Genomic DNA, 6,985 nt, shown 5'->3' with positions numbered 1-6,985 from the left:
CAGGCGCGGGCTTCGACTTCGCTCAGCCCGAACGGTTGATGTTAAACACTTGGCATTTGCTGGCTGCAGCAATGAAAACTTCCGCCACCCGACAATATGGCATCGCTGCGCAGCCCGACAATATCCCGCCCCGGAAAGAAGGGGGCCAGCGTATCGAGCGCCGCCTGATCATTGGGCTGACCATAGATGGGCACGATGACAGCCGCATTGCCGACATAGAAATTCATATAGCTTGCCGGAATCGCCTCGCCATCGACGATCACCCGCCCCGGCGAAGGCATGTCCACCACGGTAACGCCATGGGCGCTCGCCCGCGCGCGCGCATCGGCATAGATCGCCGCATTGGGATCATCCTCGGTCGTCGCGATCGGCAGCGCCAGCAGCCCTTCGCCCACGAAGCGCGCCAGATTATCGACATGCCCGTCCGTATGATCGTTCAGCAATCCATTGCCCAGCCAGAGCATGTCGGAGAGGCCGAGGCTCCCAGCCAGCAGCGTTTCGATCTTGCCCCGGTCGAGGTCCGGGTTGCGATTGGGGTGGAGCAGACATTGTTCAGTCGTCACGAACAGGCCCGTGCCATCGGTATCGACCGCCCCGCCTTCGAACACCCACTGCTGCGTCGATGTCGGCAAGCCGGTGGTCGCCGCCAGCCGTGCGCCAATATCCTCGTCGCCCGCCATCTGATATTTGCCGCCCCAGCCATTGAAGCCGAAATCGACCAGCGCCCGCGCATGGCCGTCCAGCACCGCGATCGGCGCCGTGTCGCGTAGCCAAACGTCGCCCAAGTGTTGCGCGACGATCGACACGCCGGGCGCGACCAAGGCGCGCGCGGCGTCGGCATCACCCTCGTTCGCGACGACCAGTCGCACCTCTTCGCCGCGCCCTTCAGCGTGGAGCGCGCTGGCAAAGGCGGCGATCTGCGCGCGCGCGGCGTCAAATGCGCCGGGCCATTCCTGCGGGTTGGTCGGAAAGCCGATCCAGGTCCAGTCGTGCGGTGCCCATTCGGCAGGCATACGGAAAGTCATGCAATGTCGTCCTTACTCGGCGTAAAGGCCGATCCGTGATAGCGGGCGTTAGGCGCGCTCCATAGCGCGCCGGATCGGGTCTGGACAGAGGGCGGGAGCCATGAAGAGAAGAGTTTCGACGATCATAGCGGCGCTATTGCTGGCGCTACCTGTCCACGGCGGCGCAGGCGAATTGCCGGGCTGGCTGACGGGCGAATGGGTGCAAAAGCGCGACGATCGCTGGACAGAAGAGGTATGGACGCTGCCACGCGGGGGCGTAATGATCGGCGTGGGGCGCACCGGGCGCGGGGAAAAGCTGCAATCCTGGGAAGTGATGCGCATCGTCCGCGCGGCCGACGGATCGCTCGCCTTTCATGGCGCACCCGAAGGCGGTCCGGCGACCATTTTTCCTGCGATAGCCGAAGGGGTGCGAGACATCAGCTTTGCCAATCCTACCCATGATTATCCGCAACGTATCCGCTACTGGCGGGAGGGTCGCCTGCTCATGGCCGAAACGGCAAACATGGATGGCAGCCGGGCGCAGAACTGGACCTATGCCCCGGCAGGTGAGTGACGCCCAAAATCGCCGTTCGTTTCGAGCGAAGTCGAGAAATGGAAGCGCGGTGCCAGCGTTTCTCAACTTCGCTCGAAAAGAACGTAGCTTTGTTGACTGACTATTTCCCCGCCCGATCCTTGTCGCGGATGGCGCGAAATTCGTCGCCCTCCACCCAATTGGGCCAGTCGGTCGTATTCGCCAGATCGCGGCCGACCGTATAATAGAGTTTCAGGTCGGCCAGCACCCCGGTCCAGTCCCAATTGGGATCATATTCGTCCTTTGGCCCATGATAGCGGTTCTTGGTATAATCCTCCGCCGCGGCCATGCCCGCCGCCGTGCCGCCATTGACCAGATCCTCGCCACCTTCGAAATAGAGCATCGGCAGGCCGTGCTTGGCGAAGCTGAAATGGTCGGAGCGATAATAATAGCCCTTCTCCGGCGTCGGCTCCACCGACGCGACCCGATCCTGCGCTGCCAAGGCGCGGTCGAGATAGGCGTCGAGCTGTGACTTGCCCTTGCCGATCACCACCACATTCTTGGCAAGGCCCGCGACCGACAGCGCATCCATATTGACGCCGCCAACGGTCTGGTTGAACGGCACCACCGGATTGCTGCCATAATAGGCCGACCCCAACAGCCCCGATTCCTCGGCTGTCACGGCCAGGAACAATTGGCTGCGATCGGTCGGCCCTGCCTTCACATTGGCCTCCGCCAGCGCCACCAGCGCCGCCGTGCCGGTCGCATTGTCGACCGCGCCGTTGCAGATGTCGTCGCCATCGGGCGCGGCCTGGCATCGACCCAGATGGTCCCAATGCGCGCTGTAGAGGACATAGTCGCCCGGCCGTGTCTTGCCGGGCAGCAGCGCGACGACATTTTTGGAGCTATGTTTGCGCAGATCATTGTCGAACGACACCGACGCCTTGACCGTGCCCAGCGGCACCGCCTTGAACCCGGCCTGCTTGGCGGCCGCCATCTGCGCGGTCAGGTCCAGCCCGGCACTGGCGAACAAGGCCGCCGCCTTGTCCTTCTGAATCCAGCCGATCGCCGAAGATTGCTTGGCATTACCATCCGCACTGTCAGCGACATGCTGCGCGCCGGTCCAGCTCGATTGCACGACGTTCCAGCCATAGGCGGCGGGCACCGTGTCATGTACGATGATCGCGGCGGCCGCGCCCTGCCGCGCCGCTTCCTCATATTTATAGGTCCAGCGGCCATAATAGGTCATCGCCCGGCCATTGAACGGCCCGGTCAGGCCCGTCGCTTCATAGTCGGGATCATTGACCAGGATGATGACGGTCTTGCCCTTCACATCGACGCCAGCATAGTCGTTCCACCCCTTTTCGGGCGCGTTGATGCCATAGCCGACGAAGACCACCGGGCTATCCTTGACCGCGATGCTGGGCTGGGTCGTGCGATAGGTGCCGACCACCATTTCGGGGCCATAGGTCGCGCTGACGGCACTTTTGCCGCCGGTGAAGGTCAGCGGCGACACATTCTTGGCATTGATCTCGACCAAGGGCACGTCCTGAAACCAGCTACCCTTATTGCCCGGTTGGAGGCCCAGCTTGCTGAACTCCGCCACCAGCAGCGCCAGCGTCTTTTCCTCACCCGCAGAGCCGGGTGCCCGGCCCTCATAAGCGTCGGACGACATTTCCTGCACCAGCCGCTTCATCGTATCGATTGATGGCTCGGCACCATTGGGCGCTGCAGCGACCGACGCGGGCGGCGCATCCATGCCATCGGTGGCGCAGGCGGAAAGGGCGAGAACGGCGGCAATCGCCGCAATGGAACTACGCATGAAAGGCACCCTTTATTCTTGTGATAGCAGGGTGATGCCACTGTGCGGGACACAGGGCAAGCAAGGCCGTTGCCAAGTCTGCAGCGCTCGCCTAGCCATTTGTTACTGGGACAATGGGGAGTGAATGGGCATGATCGGATATCGCAGGGCAATGATCATGGCGGCGCTGGCCACCGGAACAGCGCCGGTTGCGCTGGCGCAAAACCAACCTGACGCCCTCGCTAAAGCTTTTGGAGCCCGCGAAACCGTGATTTCCGCCAGCATTTCGCCGGATGGCCAAAAGATCGCACTGATTTCGGCAGGACCGGGGCGGTCGACACGAGCCTATGTGCTGGAAGCAAGGGAGGGCGCTGACCTGACCGTGGCGGCCACAGCAACCGGCAAGCCGGAATATCTGTCCCGGTGTAACTGGGTCGCGAGCGATCGGCTGGCTTGTAAAATTTACGGCGAAAGCCGCTACGGCGACGAAGTTTATGGATTCAGCAACATCGTCGCGGTCGATGCGGCCGGCGGCAACGCCAAGTTGCTTAGTCAGCGTCGCGGCAGCAATGCGCTCTCATTCGACTTTCGGGGCGGTGACATTGTCGACCTGCTGCCCGGCGAAGACGGCGCGATATTGATGAGCCGTTCCTATGTCCCCGAAGCCAAGATCGGCAGCCTTGTGGAGAAGCGGCTGGAGGGACTGGGCGTGGACCGCATTGATACACGCACTGGTAACGGCAAGCGCGTTGAAACACCGACGAAATTGGCAGTCGACTATATATCGGACGGCATCGGCACAGTTCGGATCATGGGACTGCAGGAGATCAAGGGAACCGGCTATTCCAAGGGAACCTATAAATTCCTCTATCGTCCGCAAGGCAAGTCGGGCTGGGACGACCTTTCCACCTATGACGTGCGCGACAATAGCGGCTTCTATCCCCTCGCCGTCGATCCGCAGCAGAATATCGCCTATGGCTTTGAAAAGACAAACGGGCGCGATGCGCTGGTCTCGATCGCGCTTGATCCTAGCCAAGAAAAGAAAGTGGTCTTTGCCCATCCCCAAGTCGATGTCACCGGACTGATTCGGGTGGGACGCGATAGGCGGGTCGTGGGAGCCAGCTATGTCGTGGAGCATCGCGAAGCGGTTTATTTCGACAAGACGGCTGACGCTCTTGTCACATCGCTGAGCAAGGCATTGGGTAACAAGGCCGTGCATATCGGCGACATGAGCAGCGATGGGCAGCGCGTACTGGTCTGGGCCGGCAGCGACATCGATCCGGGTCAATATTATCTGTTCGACCGCGCCGCCCGTAAATTGTCACCCATTATGCCAGATCGTCCTGAATTGGCCGGGCGCCAATTGGCTGCCATGCAATCTGTCAGTTTCAAGGCAAATGATGGCGTTGCGATTCCTGCCTATTTGACTTTGCCACCCGGCAAGGAGAGCGCCAAGGGCCTGCCCGCTATCGTCCTGCCCCATGGCGGGCCGGAGTCGCGGGACGAATGGGGTTTCGACTGGCTGGTGCAATATTATGCGGCGCGAGGCTTCGCCGTCATCCAGCCGCAATTTCGCGGATCGACGGGTTTTGGCGAGCAATGGCTGATGCAAAATGGCTATCGCTCTTGGCGCAAGGCAATCGGCGACGTCGTAGATGCCGGACGCTGGCTTGTGGCACAGGGTATTGCAGACCCCAACAAGCTGACCATCGCAGGCTGGTCCTATGGCGGCTATGCCGCGCTTCAGGCGCAGGTGATCGATCCCGACCTGTTCAAGGCAGTCGTTGCCATCGCGCCCGTCACGGATTTTGGCGATCGACTGCGCCGCGCGCAATATGACAGCAATTATCTTGTCCAGCAGCAGCGCATGGGCACCGGGCCGGAGGCCGAAGATGCCTCGCCCTCCAGCCACGTTGCTCAGTTTCGGGCACCCGTACTGATGTTTCATGGCACCGATGACGGCAATGTCGATATCAGTCAGGCCAAGATCATGCAGGGCAAGCTAACGGGCGCAGGCAAGCGCAGCCGCCTGGTGGTCTATGACGGGCTGGCGCACAGCCTGAACGACAGCGACGCGCGTGCCGACATGCTGCAGCAAAGCGCCGACTTCCTGCTCGCGGCGGGGAAATAGCACCACATGGAAAAAGGGCGGCTCCTTGCGGAACCGCCCTTTTGTAAGCCTGTCGGAAAACCGATTAGCGCGAATAGAATTCGACGACCAGGTTCGGTTCCATCTTCACCGGATAAGGCACTTCGTCCAGCGTCGGCACGCGGACATAGCTGACCTTGGCGGCACCGTCGGGGGCGACATAGTCGGGGATGTCGCGCTCGGCCAGGGCCTGTGCTTCCATCACAAGCGCCATTTCCTGCGCCTTCTTGCCCAGCGTGATCTCGTCGCCCGGCTTCACCAGACGCGACGCGATGTTGCACTTCACGCCGTTCACATAGATGTGGCCGTGCGAAACGATCTGGCGGGCCGAAAAGATGGTCGGCGCGAACTTGGCGCGATAGACGACGGCGTCCAGGCGGCGCTCCAGCAGACCGATGAGGTTCTGGCCGGTGTCGCCCTTCATGCGGCTCGCTTCGAAATAGTTCTTCTTGAACTGCTTCTCGGTGATGTCGCCATAATAGCCCTTGAGCTTCTGCTTGGCGCGCAACTGGATGCCGTAGTCGGACACCTTGCCCTTGCGGCGCTGGCCGTGCTGTCCCGGACCATATTCACGCTTGTTGACAGGCGACTTGGGACGGCCCCAGATGTTCTCGCCCATGCGACGGTCGAGTTTATACTTGGCGCTTGTGCGCTTCGTCATAGATATTTCCTAACAACTGCTAACAACGTGACCCCGGTATCGCCTACGTCCGTATTGCGTCGAAACGCTCAGGGGCAGGGCCACCGCTTCACCGGGATGCGGGACCAATCGCGAAGGCGCGCCTATGGAGAGAAGGGCCGGGCATGTCAACCCTCGACAGGGCTGGACGCGCAGCTTAGTCCGACGCTCATGAACACTGACGACTATAGCAGCATGGCGCAGGTGCGCGCGAGCGTCGATGCGCTGGACCGCCAGCTCGTCGCGCTGCTTGGCGAGCGTTTTGCCCATATGCGCGCCGCCGCCCGCATCAAGCCCGATCGCAGCGCCGTGCGCGACGAGGCTCGCAAGGCGCAGGTCATCGCCCAAGCGCGCGCGACAGCGGAAAGGCTGGGTGCCCCCGCCGACATCGTCGCTGAATTGTGGGAACAGCTCGTCGAAGCCTCTATCGCCTACGAAATGGCAGAGTTCGACCGGACGCGCGGCTAAGCCCCGCCCTGCGCCGCGAACCAGGGGATCATCCGCGCGATCGCATCCTCGACCCGGTCGGTCGACACCGCAAAGCTGAAGCGGATGAAGCGATGCCCGTCGACCGGATCGAAGTCGATCCCCGGTGCGGTCGCCACCCCCGTCTCGCGCAACAGCCGCTGACAAAAGCTGAGGCTGTCCTGCGTCAGATGCCCGACATCGGCGTAGATATAGAAAGCGCCATCGGGCGGCGCGATCCGGGCCAGCCCCAGCGCGGGCAGCGCGTCGAGCAGCAATGTTGGGTTGGACGGCTCCCAACGGCATCGTGATGTGCCAGGATGAGGTCGTTGAAACACTCACATGAAGGAGCCGC

Annotated in this window: 6 protein-coding genes and 1 pseudogene; 3 read left to right on the top strand and 4 right to left on the bottom strand. The window is 62.0% G+C overall.

The annotated features are described in order from the left end of the window. Positions 1-41: 41 nt before the first annotated feature. Entirely contained in the window at positions 42-1,025 is a 984-nt protein-coding gene (locus V2I08_RS13970) for an agmatine deiminase family protein (protein ID WP_349635667.1), read from the bottom strand. A gap of 100 nt (positions 1,026-1,125) precedes the next feature. Between V2I08_RS13970 and V2I08_RS13965 the strand changes: the two genes are divergently transcribed. Then, positions 1,126-1,578 carry a DUF6265 family protein gene (locus V2I08_RS13965; protein ID WP_349635666.1) on the top strand — a complete coding sequence of 151 codons (453 nt, stop codon included), beginning with the start codon at positions 1,126-1,128 and terminating at the stop codon, positions 1,576-1,578. Positions 1,579-1,678: 100 nt separating this feature from the next. Here V2I08_RS13965 and V2I08_RS13960 read toward each other — a convergent pair whose 3' ends face one another. Then, on the bottom strand, positions 1,679-3,358 hold the full coding sequence (locus tag V2I08_RS13960; RefSeq protein WP_349635665.1) for a M28 family peptidase: 1,680 nt from the start codon (positions 3,356-3,358) through the stop codon (positions 1,679-1,681). A gap of 151 nt (positions 3,359-3,509) precedes the next feature. On the opposite strand from V2I08_RS13960, the gene V2I08_RS13955 reads away from it, so the two are divergent. Beyond that, positions 3,510-5,468 (top strand): alpha/beta fold hydrolase, encoded by a 1,959-nt coding sequence (locus tag V2I08_RS13955; protein ID WP_349635668.1) that lies wholly within the window; start codon positions 3,510-3,512, stop codon positions 5,466-5,468. A gap of 64 nt (positions 5,469-5,532) precedes the next feature. On the opposite strand, the gene rpsD is transcribed toward V2I08_RS13955, so the two are convergent. Beyond that, positions 5,533-6,147 carry a 30S ribosomal protein S4 gene (gene rpsD, locus V2I08_RS13950; protein WP_037476595.1) on the bottom strand — a complete coding sequence of 205 codons (615 nt, stop codon included), beginning with the start codon at positions 6,145-6,147 and terminating at the stop codon, positions 5,533-5,535. 189 nt (positions 6,148-6,336) lie between these two features. Here rpsD and V2I08_RS13945 point away from each other — a divergent pair, with 189 nt between their 5' ends. Further along, positions 6,337-6,633: a chorismate mutase gene (locus V2I08_RS13945; protein WP_349635664.1), complete on the top strand. Its 297-nt coding sequence runs from the start codon at positions 6,337-6,339 to the stop codon at positions 6,631-6,633. On the opposite strand, the pseudogene V2I08_RS13940 reads toward V2I08_RS13945, so the two are convergent. Continuing rightward, positions 6,630-6,917: pseudogene (locus V2I08_RS13940) on the bottom strand (aminotransferase); the annotation flags it as partial. The gene V2I08_RS13945 and the pseudogene V2I08_RS13940 overlap by 4 nt on opposite strands. Positions 6,918-6,985 lie beyond the last annotated feature (68 nt).

Source organism: Sphingobium sp. MK2 (assembly GCF_040170545.1).
In the GTDB taxonomy this organism is placed as follows: domain Bacteria; phylum Pseudomonadota; class Alphaproteobacteria; order Sphingomonadales; family Sphingomonadaceae; genus Sphingobium.
The sequence above is the reverse complement of the archived record's forward strand: the minus strand, read 5'-3'. Positions and strand labels throughout refer to the sequence as shown.